The sequence below is a fragment of the Streptomyces sp. NPDC058373 genome, assembly GCF_042723275.1.
Lineage (GTDB): Bacteria > Actinomycetota > Actinomycetes > Streptomycetales > Streptomycetaceae > Streptomyces.
This window is the reverse complement of the sequence record NZ_JBHXJE010000069.1, coordinates 1-21,525: the sequence shown is the minus strand read 5'-3', so window position 1 is coordinate 21,525 and position 21,525 is coordinate 1. Positions and strand designations below refer to the sequence as shown.

The following is a 21,525-nucleotide window of genomic DNA, read 5'->3' as shown; positions in this document are numbered from 1 at the left end:
GTGTGGCGCCGACCGTGTTGCGGCGGGCCCAACCCGCGGCCGGCGCGGGGGGCGGGGGGGGGGCGGCGGGGGCCGGGGGGGGGCGGGCGGGGCGCGGGGCGGGGGCCCCGCCCGCCCCCCCGCCCCTCCCCCTCACCCACGGGCCGGGCCCGGGCACCACGCCCGCCCGGCCCGTTCGGCGGCCGCCCGGCCGCCGGCTCATCCCTTCCCGCCCCTGTGGAGGCTCCCCCGTGAGTCCGTTCCCCGAAGGCGCGCCCTGCTGGGCCGACGCCATGTTCCCCGACGTGGCCGCCGCGCGCGGCTTCTACGGCCAGGTCCTCGGCTGGACCTTCGACGAAGAGCACGCCGAGGAGTACGGCGGCTACACGATGGCGCTGATGGACGGCGAGCCCGTCGCCGCGGTCATGCCCGTCATGCCCGGCGCCGACGTTCCCGCCCTGTGGAACCTCTACCTGGCCACCTCGGACGCGGCCGCCGCGACCGGGCGGGTGGAGGGGCTGGGCGGCACGGTGGTGATGGGGCCCGAGGACGTCGGCGGCTTCGGCACCACCTCCTCGCTGCGGGACCCCGCGGGGGTGGCCTTCGGGCTCTGGCAGCCGGGCGGCCACCCGGGCTTCGGGCTGACCGAGGCGCCGGGCGCGTACGCCTGGGCGGAGGTCAACACCCGCGATCCGGCGGCGACCGACGGGTTCTTCCCGGAGCTCTTCGGCTACGAGGTCGGCGTGATGGAGGACCCGGGGACGGACTTCCGGGTGTGGAGCGCGGCGGGCCGCCCGGTGCTGGGCCGGATGGCGATGACCGACGACTTCCCGCCGGAGGTTCCCTCCTACGTCAACGTCTACTTCTCCGTGCCCGACTGCGACACGGCGGTCGAGACGGCGGTACGCCTGGGCGGGCAGGTCCACCACGGGCCGGTGACCACGCCCTTCGGACGGTTCGCCGCCGTCTCCGACCAGCAGGGGGCGGCCTTCTCCGTCATCGACGCCGGCACCACCGCGGGCGAGACGCCGCCGATGACCTGAGCGCGGGCGCCGCGCACCCCGAAGGCCGGGCCCCTGGGACAGGGGCCCGGCCTTCGGGCGGTGGGCCGTGCCGGAGCGGCGGGAGCGCGGCTCAGCCTCCGGCGCCGCCGCTGCCGAAGCCGCCGCTGTGGCCCGGCGTGTGCTTGGGACGGCCGCCCTCGGGCGGCTGGGTCCGGTGGCTGCTGACATCCTTCAGCTCATGGGGAAGGAGCCGGCCGCCGTCGGTGGGGAACTCGCCCTCGTCGTCCTCGCGGTAGGCCTCCTCGTGGGTGGGGCGGTCGGGCCGGTGCGGCTGCGACTCGGGGCTGGGCGGCTCCGGGTCCGTCGCGCGCTGCCGGATGCCTTTGCGGACCACCCAGATGAGCATGCCCACCACTGCCGCGGCGACGACGACGAGCACGATGCCGAGCACCCATCCTGACGCTCCCGCCGACTCGGCCGCTCGTACGACCTGGGCCTCGGTCATTGCGTACATCTGCGCGCCTCCTGCCGCTGGGCGGTGAGTCGGTGCCAGCGGCCCCTGGGCTGTCCGCCCAGCCAGGACCGCCGCCCGACATGTCTTGTTCTCCACGTTACGCCCGGGATTTCGCGAGCGCCCCGTGAAAGGTCCCTCGCCCTCCGTCTGACCGCTGCGGAGCCAGTCATTCCTGCCCATCCGGTCCGGGGAGAGAACGGACGACGAAGGCGATGGACGCGATCTTCAGGGGTACCCGTATCCCTACCCCAAGTGGTGGAGCCCGCCGATCAGCCGGAAAGTGGACAGGAGGTCCGGCCGCGCCCGCCGCTGCCCCGACCAGGACGGAGTCGCCCGATGACCAGTGCCCCCGCTCCCCCGCGCTCCCCGGTGTTCGCCCCGGCCGGGGTCTACGCGCCGCAGCACGACACAGCCCTGCTGACGCGGGCCGTCACCGCCGAGCAGCCCGGCCCCGGCACCGAGGTCCTCGACCTCGGGACCGGCTCCGGCGCGGTGGCCCTGCACGCGGCCCGCACCGGGGCCCGCGTCACCGCCGTCGACATCTCCTGGACCGCCGTCCTCACCACCCGGATCAACGCGGCCCGGGCCGGCTGCCGGCTGCGCGTCCACCGCGGCGACCTGACGGCGCCCGTCTCCGGCCGCACCTTCGACCTGGTGGTCAGCAACCCGCCCTACGTGCCCGCGCCCGAGGAGACGCCGCCCGCCTCCGGCCCGGCCCGCGCCTGGGACGCCGGACCCGACGGGCGCGCCCTGCTCGACCGGATCTGCGCCGACGCCCCGGCCGCGCTGCGCCCCGGCGGCGTCCTGCTGCTGGTCCACTCCGCGCTCTGCGGCACCGAGGCCACCCTGCGCCGCCTTGCCGGCGCCGGGATGCGCGCCGAGGTCCGCGACCGGGTCCGCATCCCGTACGGGCCGGTGCTCTCCGCCCGCCGGGAGTGGCTGATGCGACAGGGGCTCGCCGACGGCAGCCCCTGGGAGGAACTGGTGATCGTCCGTGCCGTCCACGCCTGACCGCCCCACCCGGGTGCGCCTGGACCGCGACGGCGGGCCGGTGCTGGTGGACGGGCCCGTCGAGGTGGTCACCGAGGACGGTGCCACCCACTTCTCGCACCGCCCGACCGTCGCCGTCTGCACCTGCCGGCGCAGCGCCCGCTACCCGTGGTGCGACACCAGCCACCGGGTACGCGCCCCGAAGACCCCGGACACCCCGAACCCTCCCGAGGAGGAACCCCGATGACCACGCCCGCCGACTCCCGGCTCACCCGGCCCCGGCTCCCCGAGCCGCGCGGCCCCGTGTCCGCGGGGGTGGTGGAGGCGCTGCGCTCCGGCGGCTCCCCCGTCACCGGCGGCGCCGAGGCCACTGCCGACCCGTACGGCGACGACCTCCAGCTCGCCCTGTACGTCCTGTACGAGCTCCACTACCAGGGGTTCGCGGGCGCCCCGGCCGACGACAGCCGCGAGTGGGACCCCGAACTGCTGGCCCTGCGCACCACCCTGGAACAGCCCTTCCTGCTCGCCCTGCGCGCCGACGCCGAGCGTCCGGCCAGTGCCGCGGCGGCCCTGGACGCCCTGCTGGTGGAGCCCGCGGGACCGCAACCGGGCAGCGTCAGCCACCACCTGCGCCGCACCCACCGGCTGCCCGAACTGCGCGAGTACGCGGCGCTGCGCTCCCTCTACCACCTCAAGGAGGCCGACCCGCACGCCTGGATGATCCCCCGGCTGCACGGCCGGGCCAAGGCCGGGCTGGTCGCGGTGGAGTACGACGAGTTCGGGGCGGGGCGCGCCGAGGACGTGCACGCCCGCCTCTACGCCGAGCTGATGGCCGAACTCGGCCTCGACCCGGCGTACGGCCACTACCTGGACGCGACCCCGGCGGCCGCGCTCGCCACCGTCAACCTCATGTCGCTCTTCGGCCTGCACCGGGCGCTGCGTGGGGCGCTGGTCGGCCACTTCGCCGCCGTCGAGGTGACCTCCTCCCCCGGCTCCCGGCGGCTGGCGGACGCGCTGCGCCGGGCCGGGGCCGGTCCGGCGGCGGTCCGCTTCTACGAGGAGCACGTCGAGGCGGACGCCGTCCACGAGCAGGTGGTGCGCCGCGACGTGGTGGCGGGGCTGCTCGCCGACGAACCGGAGCTCGACGCCGACGTGGCCTTCGGCGTCGCCGCCACCTCCCTGGTGGAGGACCGGCTCGGCGCCCTGCTGCTCGACGCCTGGACCCAGGGGCGCAGCGCCCTGCGGCCGGGCCACCTCGCCGAGGCCGCGACACAGCCGGCCTGACAGCTGTCCGACCCACCGTCACCAGCGAAAGGAGCACCGTCATGACCGACCCCCGAGGCACCCAGGACCCTTCCGAGAACCGTCCGCGCCCGCCCCAGCCCGAGCAGAGCCAGCAGCACCCCGGCAGCACCGAGCACATGGACCCCGAGCCGGACCACGGCGAGGAGAGCTACCGGGGCAGCGGGCTGCTGCGGGACCGGCGGGTGCTGCTGACCGGCGGGGACTCCGGGATCGGGCGGGCCGTGGCGCTCGCCTTCGCCCGGGAGGGGGCGGACATCGTCTTCGCCCACCTGCCCGAGGAGCGGGACGAGGCCGGCGTCACCCTGCGCCACATCACCGAGGCCGGGCGCACCGGCATCGCGGTGCCCTGCGACATCCGCGACGAAGAGGTCTGCCGCGAGCTGGTCGCCCGGACCGTCGCCGAACTCGGCGGCCTGGACCTGCTGGTGAACAACGCGGCCTACCAGATGTCCCAGCCCGAGGGGATCGAGGCGATCACCACCGAGCAGTTCGACCGGGTGGTGCGGACCAACCTGTACGCGATGTTCTGGCTCTGCCGCGAGGCCCGCCCGCACCTGCGGCCGGGCTCCTCCATCATCAACACCACGTCGGTGCAGGGGTTCCAGCCCTCCCCGCACCTGCTCGACTACGCGATGACCAAGGGCGCCATCACCACCTTCACGCACGGGCTGGCGCAGATGCTCGCCGACGACGGCATCCGGGTCAACGCGGTGGCGCCGGGTCCGGTCTGGACCCCGCTGATCCCCGCCACCCTGCCGAGCACCGAGGAGTTCGGCGCCCAGTCGCCGCTGGGCCGTGCCGCCCAGCCCGCCGAACTCGCCCCGGCCTACGTCTTCCTCGCCTCGGACCAGGCGAGCTACATCACCGGCGAGATCATGAACGTGACAGGCGGGCAGCCGCTTTAGTGGCCGCCCGGACGACGCCGGGAGCGCGGCGGCCGGGGCGTGTCACGCGGTTCCTGACCGCCGGCGCCCGGTGGTCGCGGTGGGAGGCCGCGGCCGCCCGCCGCTCCGCCGGCCGCGCGCTGCGCACTCACGGGCCCGAACGGGACGCGGCCACGCAGGCGTTGAAGGCGGCGCTGGCCGCGTTCCTCGCCTGGGCGGTGACGGCCTGGTGGTGGGACGCGCCGAGGGCGCTGAGGCGGTACGGATCCACCGCGGTGCTCGCGGAGGCGGCCGAGGACCGGCCGGGCTTCGCCCCGTTGCCCCGCCAGGTGCGGGAGCCGCTCGCCGACTTCCTGCACGGCTTCGCCAGCCTGGCCGCCCTCACCTTCTCCCCCGCCGGGCCTGCCTCCGCCGAACGCCGGGTACGCGCCGCGCGCGCCGAGCTGTCGGCGGGGGACGCCCAGCGCCGGATGCTCCGCGTCCTCTCCCAGCAGTACGACGCGGCCACCCCGGCGGTCGGCGAACTCACCGCCGCCACGCAGCGCCTGCTACGGGCGCTGGCCGAGGACAGCGCCCCCCGCCTCCCCCACCAGCACACCCCCGGCCGGGACACCCCCGCCCCGGCCGGTCCCGCCGCACGGCAGGAGGAGTCCCCATGACCAGCAGCACCCCGAAACCTCTGCGAGTGGTCGTCACCGGGGCCACCGGCAACGTCGGCACCAGCGTGATGCGCCGCCTCGCCGAAAACCCCCAGGTCGTCTCGGCGCTGGGCCTCGCCCGGCGCACGCCCCGGCTCTCCTACCCGGGCGTCGAATGGGCCGCCGCCGACCTGACCGCGCCCGAGGCGCCGGAGCGGCTGCTGCGGCTCTTCGAGGGCGCGGACGCCGTCGTCCACCTGGCCTGGCGGTTCCAGCCGACCCGCGACGCGGCCGTCACCTGGGAGGCCAACGTCCTCGGCTCGCTGCGGGTGTTCGAGGCCGCCGCCGCGGTCGGGGTGCCCGCCCTGGTGCACGCCTCCTCGGTCGGCGCCTACGCGCCCGGCCCGGCCGACGACTCCCGTGTCGACGAGTCCTGGCCGACGCACGGCTGGCCGGGCGCGGCCTACACGCGCGAGAAGGCGTATCTGGAGCGGGTCCTCGACACCTTCGAGCGGGACCACCCCGAGATGCGGGTGGTGCGGATGCGCCCGGCCTTCATGTTCAAGGAGAGCGCGGCCGGGGAGCAGTTGCGGATCTTCGGCCACCGGCTGCTGCCGGGCCGCCTGGTCCGGCCCGATCTGCTGCCGGTGGTTCCGGGGGTGCGGGGGCTGCGGTTCCAGGCGCTGCGCACCGACGACGCGGCCGACGCCTTCGCGCGCGCCGTCGTCCAGGAGGTGCGCGGTCCCTTCAACCTCGCCGCCGACCCGGTGATCGACGGGCGGGTCCTCGCCGAGCTGCTGGGGAGCCGGTCGGTGGAGCTGCCCCCGGCGCTGCCCCGGGCGGCGCTGGCGGCCGGGTGGCGACTGCGGGCGCTGGGGGCCTCGCCGGGGCTCTTCGACGCGGTGCTGCGGCTGCCGCTGCTGGACTCCGCGCGGGCCCGCACGGAGCTGGGCTGGGAGCCCCGGCACAGCGCGACCGAGGCGCTCGGCGCCTTCCTGCGCGGCGTGCGGCGTCAGTGGTGGCGCAGGGCGTCGATGAGCTGGCTCTTCGACATCCGGGAGCGGCCCTCGATGCCGACCTGCTTGGCCTGCTCGTACAGGTCCTGCTTGGAGCGGTCCTCGTACGTGCCGGACTTGCCGCCCTTGTGTCCCGGGGAGCCCCCGCCCGCGCGGCTGTTGGCGACACGGGCGGCCTTCTCCTTGCTCTCGCCCTCGCGGCGCATCGCCTGGTAGGTCTTCTCGTCCTTGATCTGTGCCCTGGGCATCGGTACCTCGCCTCTCGGTTGCCGGTCTGGCCGGCCGGGTCGGCCGGCGGTCAGCTCTGGTGCGGGTGGAGCCGCATCTCGACTTCCTTCTCCTGGTCGCCGGGTGCCTCACCGAGGTTCTCCAGGCGGAAGGCCTCGCTGAGCACCTCGCTGACCGCGTCGACCGCGCCGTAGTCACCCTGGAGGGTGAGGTTGACGGCGGTGCGCAGCGGGGCGGCCGCCTTCGGGTGGCCGATCTGCTCCGCGGTCTCGTAGAGGGCGGAGCGCAGCAGCGAGGCCCCGGCCTTGTCGTCCTCGGCGGCGGCCCGGCCCTCGTCGGGCCCGGCGGGCGCGAAGGCCGTCCCCAGGGCGTCGAAGACGATGCGGGCGTCGTGGGCGTCGGCGCCCGTCAGGACGACGAGGACCTGGGTCCCGTTGTCGGAGGGGCTCACGTGGGCCTTCCTTTCGGTGGTCGGGCTCGGGTGGTCGTGGGGCCGCTCAGGCCCGGGGGGGGTGGGCGGTCGGGGAAGCGGTGGGCGGCGACGGCCTTCACGAGCTCCTCGGTGAAGGGCGAGTCCGCGCTCCCCGCACTGACCACGCCCCGGTCGGCGGTGACCTCGCCGTCGGGGGCGCTCACCCGCAGCCCGTCGGGGAGCAGCCGGGTCAGCAGCGCGGTGGCGGCGCCGTAGGCGGCGACGGCCTTGCCGTGGCGGTAGGCGTTGCGGACGAAGCGGCGGGCCGCGTCGCCGTCGGGTCCGTCAGTGAGTCGTCGGTGTGCTCGACGACCACACCCTGGTCGGTGGTGAGCGGCCCGCCGGCCGGGTCCGGGGCGTAGGCCTCGGCACGCTGGCGCTGCTTGGCGTCCGGGGACTGGTTCTCCGCCATGCCGTGTGTCTCCTGCGGTCGGGTGTGGGTGGTGAGGCCGGGGACTCCCACTCGCGTAACCGTCCCCCGGGCCGTAAAACCCCGCAACACGGGCCGCCCCCCGAGAGAGCGCGGGACCGTGCGCGCGTTTCAGGCGCTCCGGCGCAGCTTCTCCAGCCGCCGCGCGGCAGCGGCGATCCCGCGCGGCCGCGGCGGCCGCGCCCAGGGCCGGGAAGCGGCTTGCTCGTGTACGCCGTCCGGGTCACGGAGCGAGAACGAACGGGCGTCCAGGCCGGGGTCGTCGAGCTGCTCCCAGGCGAGGGGCGCGGCGACGGGGGCGCCGGGGCGGGAGCGGGGCGACCAGGGGGCGACGGCGGTCTGGGCGTAGGCGTTGCGGCCGGAGTCGAGGAAGAGCCGGTCGCCGCGGCGGTCCTTGCGGACGGCGGTGGTGAGCCGGTCGGGGTGGCGGGCGGCGAGCAGGTCGGCGGCGTCCTGGGCGAAGGCGCGGACGGTGTCGTGGTCGGCGCGGCCGTCGAGCCGGACGACGAGGTGCAGGCCGCGCGAGCCGGTACTCATCAGCAGCGGCTCCAGCTCCACCTCACCGAGCAACTCGCGGAAGCGCAGGGCCGCCTCGCGGACGGCGGCGAAGTCGTCGCCGGGCGGGTCGAGGTCGAGGACGAGCAGGTCGGGGTGGCGGGGCGTGTCGACGGTGGAGAGCCAGCGGTGGAAGGTGAGCGTGGCCTGGTCGGCGAGGTAGACGAGGGTGGCGGCGTCGTCGCAGACGGGGTGGTCGACGGTGCCGCCGCCCTCCTTGCCCATCGGCGCGCGGCGCACCCACTCCGGGTAGTGGGCGCCCGCGTTCTTCTGCATGAAGTGGGGCTGCTCGCCGACGCCTTCGGGGTCACGCTCCAGCATGAGGGGGCGGTCGCGCAGCTGGGGGACCATGTGCGGGGCGATCGCCCGGTAGTAACCGACGACGTCGTCCTTGGTCAGGCCGTCACCCGGATAGAGCACCTTGTCGGGCCGGTGGACGGTGAGGGTGCGCCGCCCGACGCGGAGCTGTTCGGAGTCGCCCTTCGATCCCTTGCCGCCACTCATGCCGCCTCCTGACGCCGACCGGAGACGGCCGGATGCCGTTTCCGTCTCTCGGCCCCCGCCTGCCCGGCCGGAGCGGGGGCGACGCCGGGGAGGCGCCCCGGCGTGTCCGTACCTGGACGCTCCAGGCTCACAGTTGACTGCGGAGGGCCGGGAGCAGGGTGGAGCCGGCCCAGTCGAGGAAGCCGCTCTGCGAGTCGCCGCCGACCTGGACCACGGCGATCTCGGTGAACCCGGCGTCCTTGTACGCCCGGATGGCCTCCACGAACTCCCCGACGTCGTCGCCGCAGGGGATGGAGGCGGCGACGTCCTCCTCGCGGACGAACTGGGTGGCCCCGGCGAAGGCGGCGGGGGTGGGCAGCTCGCTGTTGACCTTCCAACCGCCGCCGAACCAGCGGAACTGGGCGTGGGCGCGGCTCACCGCCGCCTGGCGGTCGGGGTCCCAGCAGATGGGGAGCTGGCCGACGCGGGGCTTGCCGCTGCCGCCGTGCCGGTCGAACGCCTCGAGGAGACCGGACTTGGCCTCGGTGGCGATGACCAGGTCGGCCAGCTCGCCCGCCAGCTCGCAGGAGGCCTCGCCGGAGACGGCGATGCCGATCGGGGGCGGCTGGTCGGGCAGGTCCCAGAGCTTGGCGGCGTCGACGTCGTAGTACTCGCCGTGGTGGGTGAGCGTGTCGCCGTCGAGCAGGGACCGGATGATCCGGACGGCCTCGTCGAACTTGGCCTGCCGTTCCGCGATCCCGGGCCAGCCGCCGCCCACCACGTGCTCGTTGAGCTTCTCGCCGGAGCCGAGGCCGAGCCGGAAGCGGCCCTCGGAGAGGAGCTGGAGGGTGGCGGCCTTCTGGGCGACGACCGCCGGGTGGTACCGGGTCGTCGGACAGGTCACGTACGACATCAGCGGGATACGGGAGGTCGCTTGCGCGGCGGCGCCGAGGACGCTCCAGGCGTAGGGGGCGTGGCCCTGTTCGGCGAGCCAGGGGGCGTAGTGGTCGGAGGTGACGGAGAAGTCGAAGCCGGCCTCCTCGGCCTTCACCACGTCCCGGACGAGCTGCCGGGGGCCTGCCTGCTCGGTCATCATCGTATATCCGATTTGCACCATAAGAGGTGCTTTGCCGATCGGCTGAGAATGAAACCCCCCGCAAAGGGTTCCCCGCCCCACGGATGCCCGGCGAACGGTCGGGCATCCGTGGGGCGGGCGTTCGATCGGCAGGGCGCCGGACGGGTCGGCGCGAGTGCTGTCGGGCTCGGGTGCGCCTGACCGGGCGGCGACGCCGAACACCTTGTCCGGCCCTTCCGGACCTCCCCGGCATCGCCCGCTCCAGATGCCGGGCTCCCCCGGCCGGGCCTACGCTCGCAAAGGGGGGACGAATCGTTCCGTTCCGTCTCCGTCCGGTTCTCGGTACGGTCGCCGGGCAGGCGGAACCACAGTCGTGACCGTGTCCCGCCTTCCCCCCGCGAGGTGCCCGCCGTGACCACACCGCCCCCCGAGCAGGCCCGCGCCGCCATCATCGATGTCGACGGCACCCTGGTCGATTCCAACTACTTCCACACCGTCGCCTGGTGGGAGGCGTTCCGGCAGGCCGGACACAAGGTGGCGACCCGTGACATCCACCGGCTCATCGGCATGTCCGGCGGCCACCTCATCGAGCGCCTGATCGGCCCCGGCCACTCCGAGGAGCACACCGCCGCGATCAGCGACGCCCACGCCACGCTCTTCGCCACCTGGCACGACCGGCTCCGGCCGGTGCCCGGCGCCGCCGACCTGCTGCGTGCCCTGGCCCGGCGCGGCTGGCGGGTCGTCCTCGCCACCTCCGCCCACGGCGGCGACCTGAAGGCGATGCTCCGTGCCATCGACGCCGACGACGCCATTCTCGCCACCACCGACAGCGACGAGGTGGAGTCCGGGAAGCCCGCCCCCGACCTGGTCGAAGCGGCACTGGAGGCCGCCCGGGTGCCGCCGGGCCGCGCCCACTTCGTCGGCGACTCGGTCTGGGACGTGGTCTCGGCCGCCCGGGCCGGCGTCGACTGCACGACGCTGCTCTCCGGCGGGGTGAGCGCCGCCGAACTCAAGGAGGCGGGTGCCATCGCGGTCTACGACACCCCGGCCGACCTCCTCGCCCACCTCGACACGAGCCCGCTGGCGGGCTGACCCGCCCCACCGCAGGACCCGGCGCGCGCCGGGAGGAGCCCCTACCGCAGGGAGAAGTCGCACATGAGCCCACGCCGACGGCTGACCGACTGGCCGGTGCTGCGCCAGCTGACGGGCGGGGACCGCCTCGGCAGAGGGGCGGCGGCGACCTCCCCGGGCACTCGGGCCCTGCGGCCCCGCACCGACACCGCCGACCGGGTGGTCAAGTCCATCTGCCCCTACTGCGCCGTCGGCTGCGGCCAGCAGCTCTACGTCAAGGACGACCGGGTCGTGCAGATCGAGGGCGACCCCGACTCACCGGTCAGCCGGGGCCGGCTCTGCCCCAAGGGTTCGGCGACGCTCCAGCTCACCACCGGCGACGCCCGCCGCCACCAGGTGCTGTACCGGCGGCCGTACGGCACCGGGTGGGAGCCGCTCGACCTCGACACGGCGATGGACATGATCGCGGACCGGGTGGTCGGGACCCGCCGGGAGACCTGGCAGTGGAAGGAGGACGACTACCAGGTCAACCGCACCATGGGCATCGCCAGCCTGGGCGGCGCCACCCTCGACAACGAGGAGAACTACCTCATCAAGAAGCTGCTGACCGGGCTCGGCGTCGTCCAGGTGGAGAACCAGGCGCGGGTCTGCCACAGCTCGACCGTGGCCGGGCTGGGCACCTCCTTCGGCCGCGGCGGGGCCACCACCTTCCTCCAGGACCTCCAGCACGCCGACTGCATCATGATCGAGGGCTCCAACTTCGCCGAGGCCCACCCGGTCGGCTTCCAGTGGGTGATGGAGGCGAAGGCACGCGGCGCCCGGATCATCCACGTCGACCCGCGCTTCACCCGCACCACCGCCCTCGCCGACGTGCACGTGCCGATCCGCGCGGGCACCGACATCGCCTTCCTCGGCGGCATCGTCAACCACATCCTCACCGAGGAGAAGGACTTCCGGGAGTACGTCCTCGCCTACACCAACGCCGCCTCGATCGTGCGCGAGGAGTTCCAGGACACCGAGGACCTCGACGGTCTCTTCTCGGGCTACGACCCCGAGACCCGGCGCTACAACGCCGACAGCTGGCAGTACGAGGGAGCCGGCGTCCAGGCACCCGCGGGCGACGCCGACCAGCGCTACCAGGCGCGGATCGGCAAGAACCGACTCGGCGGCGACCACGGGCCCGACCCCTCCGGCGGCGGCGCCGAGATGCAGGGCGCGGGCGGCGCCCCCGCCCCGCCCGGCAGCGCCCGCGACGCCACGCTCCGGCACCCCCGGTGCGTCTACCAACTCCTCAAACGCCACTACGCGCGCTACACGCCGGCCTTCGTCGAGAAGGTCTGCGGCATCCCCCAGGCCACCTTCCAGGAGGTCTGCGACACCCTCACCGCCAACTCCGGCCCGGACCGCACCAGCGCCTTCGCCTACGCGGTCGGCTGGACCCAGCACACCGTCGGTTCGCAGTACATCCGGGCGGCCAGCGTGCTCCAGCTCCTGCTCGGGAACATCGGCCGTCCGGGCGGCGGCATCCAGGCGCTCCGTGGCCACGCGTCCATCCAGGGTTCCAGCGACATCCCCACCCTCTACAACCTCCTCCCCGGCTACCTGCCGATGCCGCACGCCCACCACCACGAGAACCTGGACGCCTTCATCGAGGCGAGCCGCACCGAGAAGGGCTTCTGGGGCGAGATGCGGGCCTACTTCGTCAGCCTGCTGAAGGCGTACTACGGCGACGCGGCCACCGCCGACAACGACTTCTGCTTCGGGCACATCCCCCGGCTCACCGGCTCGCACAGCACCTACGACACCGTCATGAACCAGCTCGACGGCATCTGCAAGGGGTACTTCCTGATGGGGGAGAACCCGGCGGTCGGCTCGGCCAACACCCACCTCCAGCGGCTGGGCATGGCCAATCTCGACTGGCTGGTGGTCCGGGACTTCTCCCTCATCGAGTCGGCCACCTGGTGGCAGGACGGCCCCGAGATCGAGACCGGCGAGCTGCGCACCGAGGAGATCGGCACCGAGGTCTTCTTCCTCCCCGCCGCCGCCCACACCGAGAAGTCCGGGTCGTTCACCAACACCAACCGCTGGGTGCAGTGGCACCACGCGGCCGTGGAACCGGACGGTGACGCCCGCAGCGACCTCTGGTTCACCTACCACCTGGGCCGTCGCATCAAGGAGAAACTGGCCGGCTCGACCGACCGCCGCGACCGCGCCGTCCTCGACCTGACGTGGGACTACCCGGTCGAAGGCCCCCTGGACGAACCCGTCGCCGCCGCCGTCCTCGCCGAGATCAACGGGCACGGCCCCGACGGCGCGCCGCTCAGCGCGTACACGGAGCTGCGCGACGACGGCTCGACCGACTGCGGTTGCTGGATCTACTGCGGCGTCTACGCCGACGGCGTCAACCAGGCGGCCCGCCGCAAACCGCACACCGAGCAGGAGTGGACCGCCCTGGAGTGGGCCTGGGCCTGGCCCGCCAACCGACGCGTGCTGTACAACCGCGCCTCCGCCGCACCCGACGGCACGCCGTGGAGCGCGGCCAAGGCGTACGTCTGGTGGGACCCGGAGGAGGGCAGGTGGACAGGGCACGACGTGCCCGACTTCATCGCCGACCTGCCGCCGGACCACGTGCCCCCGGAGGGCGCGACCGGCGCGGCGGCCCTGCGCGGTGACGACCCGTTCATCATGCAGGCCGACGGAAAGGGGTGGCTGTACGCGCCGGCCGGGCTCCTCGACGGGCCGATGCCCACCCACTACGAGCCGCAGGACTCGCCCTTCCCCAACGCCCTCCACCCCGACCGGCCCCGCTCCCCCGTCCGCCAGCTGTACCCCCGCGAGGGCAACCGCTACCACCCCTCGGGCGACCAGCCGGGCGCCTCGGTCTACCCGCACATCCTCACCACCCACCGGCTCACCGAGCACTTCACGGCGGGCGGCATGAGCCGCTGGTCGCCGTACCTCTCCGAGCTCCAGCCGGAGCTGTTCTGCGAGGTCTCCCCGCAACTGGCGGCCGAGGCGGGGCTGGAGCACACCGGGTGGGCCACGGTCGTCACCGCCCGGGGCGCCGTGGAGGCCCGGGTACTGGTCACCGAGCGGGCCAAGCCGCTGACGGTGCACGGGCGCACGGTCCACCAGATCGGCATGCCCTTCCACTGGGGCCCGAACGGACTGGTGACCGGCGACGCCACCAACGAACTGATGGCCATCGTCCTGGACGCCGACGCGCACATCCAGGGTGACAAGGCGCTGACCGCGGACATCCGTCCCGGCCGCCGGCCGCGGGGCCCGGCACTGCCCCGCCTGCTCGCCGACTACCGGCGCCGGGCAGGCATCACCGAGACCACCGGCACCGAGGACGTCCAGGAGGCGACGTGATCCACGACATCCGGGACCTGCTCAGCGGCCCCGAACCCGACCCGGCGGCCGACTCCGGCCACGAGGACCCGCCGCCGCGCGTCGGCTTCTTCACCGACACCTCGGTCTGCATCGGCTGCAAGGCGTGCGAAGTGGCCTGGGAGTGGAACGCCGTCCCGGAGGACGGCCTGACGCTCAGCGGCATGTCGTACGACAACACCGGCGCGCTCGGCGCCTCCACCTGGCGGCACGTCGCCTTCATCGAGCAGACCACACGGGTCGAGCCGGCCTCCCCGCCCTCGCCCGACGGCCGCGCGCTGCTGCCGCTCGCCGACGCGGGCGGCCCCCAGGCGCCGGCCTCCGGCAGCGCCGACGGCGAGGGCGTCCGGTGGCTGATGTCCTCCGACGTCTGCAAGCACTGCACCCACGCCGCCTGCCTGGACGTCTGCCCCACCGGCGCGCTCTTCCGCACGGAGTTCGGCACCGTCGTCGTCCAGGAGGACGTCTGCAACGGCTGCGGCTACTGCGTACCCGCCTGCCCCTACGGCGTCATCGAGCAGCGCCCCGAGGACGGCCGCGTCTTCAAGTGCACCCTCTGCTACGACCGGCTCGGCGCCGGGCAGGAGCCGGCGTGCGCCAAGGCCTGCCCGACCCAGTCGATCCAGTTCGGCCCGCTGGACGAACTCCGTGAACGCGCCGCCCGGCGGGTGGACGAGCTCCACGGCGCCGGCGTCCCCGAGGCCCGCCTCTACGGCGAGGACCCGCAGGACGGGGTGGGCGGCGCGGGCGCCTTCTTCCTCCTTCTCGACGACCCGGAGGTCTACGGCCTGCCGCCCGACCCGGAGGTGACCACCAAGGATCTCGGCCGGATGTGGGCGCACGCCGCGGGAGCCGGCCTCGCCCTCCTCGCCGGGACCGCCGCCTCCTTCGCCCTCTCTGCCCTCCGCACGCCTTGGACGACCGGAAAGTGAGCCCCGTATGACCCGCGAGAAGGACCGCCGCCGGGGCGGCAGGCAGGGCAAGCGCCGACGCGGCGAAGAACTGATGGTGGAGCCCGCCGAGTTCGCCACCTACTACGACCGGCCGGTGCTCAAGCCGCCGTCCTGGCGGGCCACCGACATCGCGGGCTACTTCTTCCTCGGCGGCCTCGCCGGAGCCGGCTCCGTCTTCGCCGCCGGGTGCCAGGCCACCGGGCGCCCCCGTACCGCGACCGCCCTCAAGGTCTCCTCGCTGGGGGCCATCTCCCTCTCCACCGCCGCCCTCATCCACGATCTCGGCCGCCCGGGCCGGTTCGCCAACATGCTGCGGGTCTTCAAGCCCACCTCGCCGATGAACATGGGCTCCTGGCTGCTCGCCGCCTACGGCCCGGCCGCCGGCGTCTCGGCCGCCTCGGCGGTGACGGGGCTGCTGCCGCGGGTGGGGACGGCCGCCACCTGGGGCGCGGCGGCGCTGGGGCCGGTGGTCGCCACCTACACCGCCGTGCTGGCCGCCGACACCGCCGTCCCCGCGTGGCACGAGGGCCACCGCGAACTCCCCTACGTCTTCGCCGCCTCGGCCACGGCCGCCGCCTCCGGCATGGCCCTGGCGGTGGCGCCGCCGAGGGAGGCCGGTCCGGCCCGCTCGGCCGCCGTACTGGCCGCCGCGGGCGAGCTGGTGGCGCTGCGGGCGATGCGCCGGCGGCTGGGGCCGACCGCCGAGACCCACCGCACCGGCCGGGCGGGCCGCTTCTTCAGGGCGGCCGAGGCGCTCCACGCGACCGGGGCGGTACTGGCCGCCACGCCCGCCGTCCGGCGCCGGCCCGTCGCGGCACTGACCGGCCTCGCCCTGCTCGCCGCCTCGGCCTGCACCCGCTTCGCCGTCTTCCACTCCGGGGTCGCCTCGGCCGAGGACCCGCTGTACACGATCCGGCCGCAGCGCGAACGGCTCACCCGGGAGGCGGAGGCCTCGGCGGCGCAGCGCTGACGTGGACTCGCGGACGCCGTGGAGCGGGGGCGGCCGTGCCGGCCCGGGTCCGGGGTCAGCGGGCCGACTCCAGCGCCCGCGCCACCCCCTGCTCCCGATCGCCGAGGAAGACCGGGTCCGGCCGGCCACGGCGCGGGCCGCCGACCGACGAGCCCGCAGCACGCCGCGCCCCGCCCGGCCCCGCGCGGCCGCCCGCGCTCCGGACCACCGGCCCCGCGCACCGTCCCGCGTCTCTTCCCCCACGCCGTCGTCACCCCTCACGTCCCCGGCCGGCCGTCGCACGACCGGCCGTCACCGGTCTCTCCACCGGCGATCCCCTGCTCCGCGCTTCACTCTCCGTGAACCCTCGTCCTTTCCAACGCCACCCGGCCCGTGCCGGTTCCCACCCACGACCTGCCACGACAGACCGCGCACACCAGCCCGGTGACGCCCCGTCACCGCTCGCCGATCCGCCGCGTCCCAGCGGGCGCCGGGGCCGCGCGACCCGGCCGGGAGTGACGGGGCGCGGCCGATTGTCACTCGGGGCGACTACGGTCGAGGGCATGACGGCAGCAGAGCATCCCCACCCGGTCGAGTCGGCGGTCACCGCCGTGGAGCGGTGGGACCCGGAGCCGGACAAGCGCCCCGGCCGCACCGCCTACCAGCGGGACCGGGCCCGCGTGCTGCACTCGTCCGCCCTGCGCCGCCTCGCGGGCAAGACGCAGGTGGTGACCCCGGGCACCCGCAGCCGGGTGTGGGACGCCGCGCCCCGCACCCGCCTGACCCATTCCCTGGAGTGCGCCCAGGTGGGCCGCGACCTCTCCGCCGCCCTCGGCTGCGACCCGGATCTCGTGGAGACCGCCTGCCTCTCGCACGACCTGGGCCACCCGCCCTTCGGCCACAACGGCGAGCAGGCGCTCAGCGAGATCGCCGGGGACTGCGGCGGCTTCGAGGGCAACGCCCAGTCGCTGCGCCTGCTCACCCGCATCGAGCCCAAGCGGTTCCGCACCGACCCGCGCACCGGCGAGCAGACCAGCGTCGGGCTCAACCTCACCCGCGCCTCCCTGGACGCCGCCACCAAGTACCCGTGGCCCCGCGGCGGCCACCCCGCCGACCCGGCCTCGCCCAAGTTCGGGGTCTACGAGGAGGACCTGCCCGTCTTCACCTGGCTCCGCGACCAGGCCCCGGCCGGGCGGACCTGCTTCGAGGCCCAGATCATGGACTGGTCCGACGACGTGGCGTACTCCGTGCACGACCTGGAGGACGGCCTGCACGCCGGGCACATCGACCCCAACCTCCTCCACGCCGACCCCGAGCGCCGCGACATCGCCCACCTCGCCCTGGAGCGGTACGCCCCCGCCGGGACGGACCCGGCCGAGCTGACGGCCGCGCTGGACCGCCTCATGGACCAGGAGTGGTGGCCGCACGGGTACGACGGCACCGCCGCCGCCCAGGCCCGGCTGAAGGACGCCACCAGCCAGCTCATCGGCCGCTTCTGCCTGGCCGCCGAGGCCGCCACCCGCGCCTCGTACGTCCTCGGCCCGCCCACCGGCGCGGGTCGCGGCGCCTCACCGGTGCGGTACGCCGCGGAGCTGGTCGTCCCGCGCGAGGCGCGGCTGGAGTGCGCGGTGCTGAAGGCGCTGGCCGACCGGTACGTGATGCAGCGCGCGGAGCAGGAGGTGCTCCGGGCCGAGCAGCGCGTCGTCATCGCCGAGCTGGCCCAGGCGCTGCTGACGCGAGCCCCGTTCGGACTCGACCCCCAGTTCCGGGCGCTCTTCGATGCGGCGGCGGACGACCGGGCGCGCAAGCGCGTCGTCATCGACCAGATCGCCTCCCTGACCGACGCCTCCGCCCGTTCCCTCCACGCCGACCTGACAGAGCCGGGCAGCCGCTGCTAGCTGTGGCCCCGGCGCTCGCGCCCGTCCTGGCCTCCCAGGCGCCGGAGGGCCACACCCCTCCGAGCGCAGGACACGCATACCTCCCCTAGGGTGAAAAGTACCGGTTTGACCGTAGAGGTACGGAGGGGCGGCATGAGGGAGCACGCGTACGCGGACGACGAGGCGGCCCGGGAGGAGGAGCCCGAGGAGTCCGCCTTCGACGGCGACGAGCCGGAAGAGGGCGACGAGGACGAGGCGGAAGCCGACGAGCCCGAGGACGGGGAGTGGGAGGAGGACGAGCCCGAGGGTGAGGGCGAGGACGGCGAGGCGTACGGCGAAGAAGAGGACGAGGGTGAGGGCGAGGACGACGAGGAGCCTCTCGAAGGTGAGCTGACCGAGGCCGCCCCCTCGCCGCCTGCCGGCGCCTCCGACGAACCGGACGTGCACCTCGACGTACCTCAGCTCCATGTCGACGAGATCACTCTGCAGGTGGAGGACCTGCGGGCCAAGGTCTCCCTCCAGGCCGAGGTGCTGGACCTCCTCAAGCTCAACGTCGGCGCCGACGTGTCGCTCTCGGGTGTGGAGCTCGACATCAAGGGCGTGGACGCGCAGGCGCTGCTCAAGGTACGGCTCGACAACGTCGCCGCGATCCTCGGCAGGGTGCTCTCCACCATCGACCGGAATCCCCAGATCCTGGAGCACATCACCTCCGGCCTCGGCTCGACGGCGGAGAGCGTGGGCAGCGGCGCCGGGAAGGCGGTCGGCGAGCTGGGAGAGGGCGCCGGAGGAGCGGTCGAGGAAGCGGGCAAGGGGGCGCGCAAGGCCGTCGGGGGAGTCGGCGAAGGCGCGGGGAAGGCGGCGGAGGAGGTCGGGGGAAGCGCCGGCGAGGCGGTCGAGGACGCGGGCGACGCCGCTTCCGAGACGGGTGGCGCCGCTTCCGAGGCCGCCGGGTCGGCCGGGCGGAGGGCACGGAAGACGGCGGGCAAGGCCTCGGGCGAGGCCTCCGGCAAGGGCTCGCGAGCCTCCTCCGGGCGGACCGCGAGGAGAGGTTCGGCGCACGAAGGCGGGAGCAGGGCCGGGCGGGCCGCGCACAGGAGCAAGCCGTCGGCCCGCAGGCACGAGCGGGAGGAGCCGCCCTGAAGGTCCGCCCCGGAGATCGAGACCGCCTCCCGGGTGGAGGGCGACTGGCTGTCGGCTGAGGCGCCCCGCCACGACGGAGAGGCCCCGGCCCCGCCCCGGCACCACAGCACGGACATCCACGGCGTACGCCGCCGCCTGCCGCAGACGCCGTCGGCCTGACGCGATCGGCCCGTCGTCGCGGGCCGCTCCCGGGGCCGGCTCTTGAGGGCAGCCTCAGCCCAGAACGCCAGCCCGGCCGGCGCTTGAGGCCGGCCGACTCAGCCCCGCGAACCGCGTCAACGGCCCGCTAGGCATGCCGTCAAGCGCACCGCCGGGCAAGCCCGCCGGACGACCCGCCCATCTCCGGCCGACGCGCCGTCAGCCATCGGCCGACGCCAACGGCAGGTCCACCCCGCACCCTCACGGCTCCGCGTGCACCCGCACCCTCACGGCTCCGCGTGCACCCGCACCCCGGCACGGACCGGCTCCATCAGCGCCCGCCCTCGCCCGCCGCCGCGCCGGTCCGCCCGGACGCGCCCCGCCTCGACGAGGCGCGGTCGGCGCCGCCCTCGCCGAGCCTGGGGTGCGGGCGGCCAGGAGGCGCCCGGTCACGGTGCCGCCGCTCGGGCCCGGTCGCCGAGGGGCGCCTTCCCAGAGGACGAGCAGCTCGTTGCGCCGATCGGCCGCGATCACCGACAAGGGACGCGGGGGTCGCCCCGAGTCGGCCACGGCACCGACCGTAACCGGGGGCGAGGCCGCGGGCGCGCGGCGCCCTGACATCTCGTTCCCCCACCCCACCGCCCGTCACCGCAGATCACCCCCCCCCTGACGCAGGTCCCGGGCGCCACCGGGACGACGGGAAAGCGACGGAAAGGTTTCGCGCGTATTGCTCACGCGTTGACTCCTTGTGTCCGCCGGAGCGCCGCTCGTACTTTCGACCGGCCACGGAGCTGTGGTCACGAGCTGGACGAAGGTGGAAGATCTATGCTGCTGACGGTCCTCGGATTCGTCATGATCGCGACATTCCTGACGCTGATCATGATGAAGAAGATGTCCCCGATGACGTCGCTCATCCTCATCCCGGCCCTCTTCTGCGTGATCGCGGGACAGGGTGCCCACCTGGGTGAGTACGTGCTGGAAGGGATCGGCGAGCTGGCGCCCACCGCGGCCATGCTGATGTTCGCCATCATCTTCTTCGGCGTGATGATCGACGTCGGCCTGTTCGACCCGATCGTCCGGGGCATCCTGCGCTTCTGCAAGGCCGACCCCGCCCGCGTCGTGCTGGGCACGGCGGTGCTCGCGGCGATCGTCTCGCTGGACGGCGACGGCTCGACCACGTTCATGATCACCGTCTCCGCGATGCTCCCGCTCTACCTGCGGCTGAAGATGAGCGTGCTGACGATGACCATGGTCACCGCCACCGCCAACGGCGTGATGAACACCGTCCCGTGGGGCGGCCCCACCGCCCGCGCCGCCACCGCGCTGAAGCTGGACGCGGGCGAGATCTTCGTCCCGATGGTGCCCGCGCTCGCCATCGGCCTGCTCGCCGTCTTCACCCTCGCCTGGATCCTGGGGCTGCGCGAACGCCGCCGCCTGGGGCTGCTCACCGAGACCGGCCCGGCGGCCGACGAGGCGACCGACGAGGCGACCGACAGCACGGTCACCGAGGAGACGGACGAGCGCGACCGCACCCCGGTGACCGTGGGCGCGGGCGTGGGCGCCCGCACCGGCTCCGCCGCGGGGACCACCGTCCGTACGGCCGGCGGGGCCGCCGCCGGAACGGGCTCCTCCACCGGCGGCCCGGCCACCCCCGACCTGGCGAAACCCGGCACCGGGGCCGAGGCAGGCGACGCCACGGCCGGCACCGACGCCTCCGAGGGCGGCGACTGGGGCACCCTCGACCCGAACCGTCCCACGCTCCGCCCGAAGCTCTTCTGGTTCAACGCCCTGCTGACGCTGGCCGTCCTGGTCACCCTGGTCGCGCAGCTGCTGCCGATCCCGGTCATCTTCATGTTCGGCGCGGCCCTGGCCCTCACCGTCAACTTCCCGCACATGAAGCAGCAGCGGGAGCGGATCGCCGCCCACTCGGAGAACGTCCTCAACGTCGCCGGCATGGTCTTCGCCGCCGCCGTCTTCACCGGCGTGCTGACCGGCACCGGCATGGTGGACGAGATGGCGAAGACGCTGGTCAACGCCATCCCGGACGGCCTCGGCCCGCACATGGCGCTCATCACAGGACTGCTGAGCATCCCGTTCACGTACTTCATGTCCAACGACGGGTTCTACTTCGGGATCGTGCCGATCCTCGCCGAGGCCGGTGCCCAGCACGGCGTCTCCCCGCTGGAGATCGCCCGCGCCTCGCTCATCGCCCAGCCGCTCCACATGTCCAGCCCGCTGGTCCCGGCCGTGTACGTGCTGGTCGGCATGGCGAAGGTCGAGTTCGGCGACCACACCCGCACCACGGTCAAGTGGGCCGTGCTGGTCTCCCTGGTGATCCTCGCGGCCGCCCTGCTCCTCGGCATCGCCTGACGGCGCCCGCCCTTCCCGTCCCGCTCACGACGGCGCGCCCCGGTCCAGCTGGTGGACCGGT

19 protein-coding genes and 1 pseudogene are annotated in these 21,525 nt (G+C 74.6%); 14 read left to right on the top strand and 6 right to left on the bottom strand.

What is annotated here, in order from left to right; genetic code table 11:
- The first annotated feature begins 230 nt into the window (after positions 1 to 230).
- Positions 231 to 1,022 carry a VOC family protein gene (locus ACFWMZ_RS26830; protein ID WP_383204699.1) on the top strand — a complete coding sequence of 264 codons (792 nt, stop codon included), beginning with the start codon at positions 231 to 233 and terminating at the stop codon, positions 1,020 to 1,022.
- Positions 1,023 to 1,113: 91 nt separating this feature from the next.
- On the opposite strand, the gene ACFWMZ_RS26825 is transcribed toward ACFWMZ_RS26830, so the two are convergent.
- The gene (locus tag ACFWMZ_RS26825) at positions 1,114 to 1,497 is read right to left on the bottom strand and encodes a DUF6479 family protein (protein ID WP_383183399.1); all 384 of its coding nucleotides are present in this window, start codon (positions 1,495 to 1,497) and stop codon (positions 1,114 to 1,116) included.
- A gap of 336 nt (positions 1,498 to 1,833) precedes the next feature.
- Between ACFWMZ_RS26825 and ACFWMZ_RS26820 the strand changes: the two genes are divergently transcribed.
- The 6 genes and pseudogenes from ACFWMZ_RS26820 to ACFWMZ_RS26795 all read left to right on the top strand — a co-directional run.
- Complete coding sequence (locus ACFWMZ_RS26820; RefSeq protein ID WP_383183401.1) at positions 1,834 to 2,508, top strand: HemK2/MTQ2 family protein methyltransferase; 675 nt, start codon at positions 1,834 to 1,836, stop codon at positions 2,506 to 2,508.
- Positions 2,509 to 2,521: 13 nt separating this feature from the next.
- Positions 2,522 to 2,734, top strand: coding sequence for a CDGSH iron-sulfur domain-containing protein (locus ACFWMZ_RS26815; RefSeq protein WP_383183439.1), 213 nt, complete (start codon positions 2,522 to 2,524; stop codon positions 2,732 to 2,734).
- A complete protein-coding gene (locus ACFWMZ_RS26810) occupies positions 2,731 to 3,771 on the top strand; it encodes an iron-containing redox enzyme family protein (RefSeq protein ID WP_383183403.1) in 1,041 nt (346 codons plus the stop codon). The genes ACFWMZ_RS26815 and ACFWMZ_RS26810 overlap by 4 nt, the downstream gene beginning before the upstream one ends.
- A 41-nt stretch (positions 3,772 to 3,812) precedes the next feature.
- Entirely contained in the window at positions 3,813 to 4,697 is an 885-nt protein-coding gene (locus ACFWMZ_RS26805) for an SDR family oxidoreductase (protein WP_383183405.1), read from the top strand.
- Between the two features lie 161 nt (positions 4,698 to 4,858).
- The gene (locus ACFWMZ_RS26800; RefSeq protein WP_383204696.1) at positions 4,859 to 5,335 is read left to right on the top strand and encodes a hypothetical protein; all 477 of its coding nucleotides are present in this window, start codon (positions 4,859 to 4,861) and stop codon (positions 5,333 to 5,335) included.
- Positions 5,332 to 6,324, top strand: a pseudogene (locus tag ACFWMZ_RS26795) (NAD-dependent epimerase/dehydratase family protein); the annotation flags it as partial. The gene ACFWMZ_RS26800 and the pseudogene ACFWMZ_RS26795, both read left to right, overlap by 4 nt.
- A 2-nt stretch (positions 6,325 to 6,326) precedes the next feature.
- Here the strand turns inward: ACFWMZ_RS26795 and ACFWMZ_RS26790 are convergent.
- The 5 genes from ACFWMZ_RS26790 to ACFWMZ_RS26770 form a co-directional block, all read right to left on the bottom strand.
- A complete protein-coding gene (locus ACFWMZ_RS26790; protein WP_383204705.1) occupies positions 6,327 to 6,536 on the bottom strand; it encodes a Rho termination factor N-terminal domain-containing protein in 210 nt (69 codons plus the stop codon).
- Positions 6,537 to 6,628: 92 nt separating this feature from the next.
- Positions 6,629 to 7,009: a hypothetical protein gene (locus ACFWMZ_RS26785; protein ID WP_383204694.1), complete on the bottom strand. Its 381-nt coding sequence runs from the start codon at positions 7,007 to 7,009 to the stop codon at positions 6,629 to 6,631.
- Complete coding sequence (locus ACFWMZ_RS26780) at positions 7,006 to 7,575, bottom strand: hypothetical protein (RefSeq protein ID WP_383204702.1); 570 nt, start codon at positions 7,573 to 7,575, stop codon at positions 7,006 to 7,008. The genes ACFWMZ_RS26785 and ACFWMZ_RS26780 overlap by 4 nt, the downstream gene beginning before the upstream one ends.
- The gene (gene ligD / locus ACFWMZ_RS26775; protein ID WP_383204691.1) at positions 7,572 to 8,519 is read right to left on the bottom strand and encodes a non-homologous end-joining DNA ligase; all 948 of its coding nucleotides are present in this window, start codon (positions 8,517 to 8,519) and stop codon (positions 7,572 to 7,574) included. Before ligD ends, ACFWMZ_RS26780 begins: the two co-directional genes overlap by 4 nt.
- A gap of 127 nt (positions 8,520 to 8,646) precedes the next feature.
- Positions 8,647 to 9,615 (bottom strand): LLM class F420-dependent oxidoreductase, encoded by a 969-nt coding sequence (locus ACFWMZ_RS26770; RefSeq protein ID WP_383183415.1) that lies wholly within the window; start codon positions 9,613 to 9,615, stop codon positions 8,647 to 8,649.
- A gap of 369 nt (positions 9,616 to 9,984) precedes the next feature.
- Here ACFWMZ_RS26770 and ACFWMZ_RS26765 point away from each other — a divergent pair, with 369 nt between their 5' ends.
- The 7 genes from ACFWMZ_RS26765 (at position 9,985) to ACFWMZ_RS26735 (ending at position 21,464) form a co-directional block, all read left to right on the top strand.
- Positions 9,985 to 10,665, top strand: coding sequence for an HAD family hydrolase (locus ACFWMZ_RS26765; RefSeq protein WP_383183417.1), 681 nt, complete (start codon positions 9,985 to 9,987; stop codon positions 10,663 to 10,665).
- A 63-nt stretch (positions 10,666 to 10,728) separates the two neighbouring features.
- Positions 10,729 to 14,019: a formate dehydrogenase gene (gene fdh / locus ACFWMZ_RS26760; RefSeq protein WP_383183419.1), complete on the top strand. Its 3,291-nt coding sequence runs from the start codon at positions 10,729 to 10,731 to the stop codon at positions 14,017 to 14,019.
- On the top strand, positions 14,016 to 14,969 hold the full coding sequence (locus tag ACFWMZ_RS26755) for a 4Fe-4S dicluster domain-containing protein (RefSeq protein ID WP_383204688.1): 954 nt from the start codon (positions 14,016 to 14,018) through the stop codon (positions 14,967 to 14,969). The genes fdh and ACFWMZ_RS26755 overlap by 4 nt, the downstream gene beginning before the upstream one ends.
- Before the next feature lie 7 nt (positions 14,970 to 14,976).
- Positions 14,977 to 15,960, top strand: coding sequence for an NrfD/PsrC family molybdoenzyme membrane anchor subunit (nrfD, locus tag ACFWMZ_RS26750; protein WP_383204685.1), 984 nt, complete (start codon positions 14,977 to 14,979; stop codon positions 15,958 to 15,960).
- A gap of 542 nt (positions 15,961 to 16,502) precedes the next feature.
- Entirely contained in the window at positions 16,503 to 17,837 is a 1,335-nt protein-coding gene (locus tag ACFWMZ_RS26745) for a deoxyguanosinetriphosphate triphosphohydrolase (RefSeq protein WP_383183425.1), read from the top strand.
- 132 nt (positions 17,838 to 17,969) lie between these two features.
- On the top strand, positions 17,970 to 18,956 hold the full coding sequence (locus ACFWMZ_RS26740) for a hypothetical protein (protein ID WP_383183427.1): 987 nt from the start codon (positions 17,970 to 17,972) through the stop codon (positions 18,954 to 18,956).
- A gap of 963 nt (positions 18,957 to 19,919) precedes the next feature.
- On the top strand, positions 19,920 to 21,464 hold the full coding sequence (locus ACFWMZ_RS26735; RefSeq protein WP_383183429.1) for a CitMHS family transporter: 1,545 nt from the start codon (positions 19,920 to 19,922) through the stop codon (positions 21,462 to 21,464).
- The last annotated feature ends 61 nt before the right edge of the window (positions 21,465 to 21,525 follow it).